Source organism: Staphylococcus sp. MB377 (genome assembly GCF_001922505.1).
Classification (GTDB): domain Bacteria; phylum Bacillota; class Bacilli; order Staphylococcales; family Staphylococcaceae; genus Staphylococcus; species Staphylococcus haemolyticus.
Genome location: NZ_MAON01000050.1, coordinates 1 through 1,175, shown reverse-complemented (window position 1 = coordinate 1,175; position 1,175 = coordinate 1). Strand labels below are relative to the sequence as shown.

The window sequence follows — 1,175 nt, the reverse complement described above, 5'->3', positions numbered from 1 at the left end:
TTTTGTCGGAGTGATAGTAACATGCCCTGTATCATCCGTCGTACCCGAACCAATAATATTGCCATCTTTGTCTAGTAAATCAACATGAGTATTCGGATCCGTTGTCACCGTAATCGGTGTTTGAGTATCGGCTTTACCAGTTAAATCAGTATCAAGCGTTGGAGTAGCTGGTGGCGTAGTATCAGTTGCTTTTTTTGGTTGAGAAATTGCCACATTAGGAACTTCCGCATTGTCATAAGCTTTAGCGATGACATTGCCCTCAGGAATAGGCACCGTTGGTGAAATTGTAACTCGACCATTACTATCCGTAGTACCTGAACCAATCACGTTGTTATCCTTATCAAGTAACTCAACACGTGTATTCGGGTCTGTCGTTACGGTAATCGGTGTTTTAGTCGTTGCTTTACCAGTTAAATCATTTGTCACAACAGGTTCCGTCGGAGGTGTAGTATCAGTTGCTTTTTTAGGTGCAGAAGTTGAGACATTTGGGTGTTCCGCACTATCGTAAGCTTTCGCAGTTACATTACCTTCCGGTATAGGTTGAGTTGGCGTAATAATGGCATGACCATTAGCACCTGTAGTCCCCGAACCAATAACATGATTATCTTTATCTAGTAACTCGATACGAGTATTCGGATCAGAAGACACATCAACTGGAGTTCTAGTCGTTGCCTTTCCAGTTAAATCAGTATTAACGATTGGGCTACCTGGAGGTGTCGTATCCGTCGCTTTCTTCGGTTGAGAAAGTGAACTGTTCGGATGTTCTGCGTTATCCGTTGCTTTAGCACGTACATTACCTTCAGGAATAGGTTTTGTCGGAGTGATAGTAACATGCCCTGTATCATCCGTCGTACCCGAACCAATAATATTGCCATCTTTGTCTAATAAATCAACATGAGTATTCGGATCCGTTGTCACCGTAATCGGTGTTTGAGTACCGGCTTTACCAACTAAATCAGTATCAAGTGTTGGAACCGTTGGTGGTGTTGTATCAGTTGCTTTAACCGGATTAGATGTAGAACTATTTGGATGTTCAGCATTATCAGTTGCCTTGGCAGTTACATTACCTTCCGGTATAGGTTGAGTTGGCGTAATAATGGCATGACCATTAGCACCTGTAGTCCCCGAACCAATGACATGATTATCTTTATCTAGTAACTCAATACGAGTATTCG

The 1,175-nt window shown here is 42.4% G+C and carries 1 pseudogene; it reads right to left on the bottom strand.

Annotation, left to right across the window (positions count from 1 at the left end):
• Positions 1-1,175 (bottom strand): annotated as a pseudogene (locus tag BB045_RS12200) (YSIRK signal domain/LPXTG anchor domain surface protein); the annotation flags it as partial.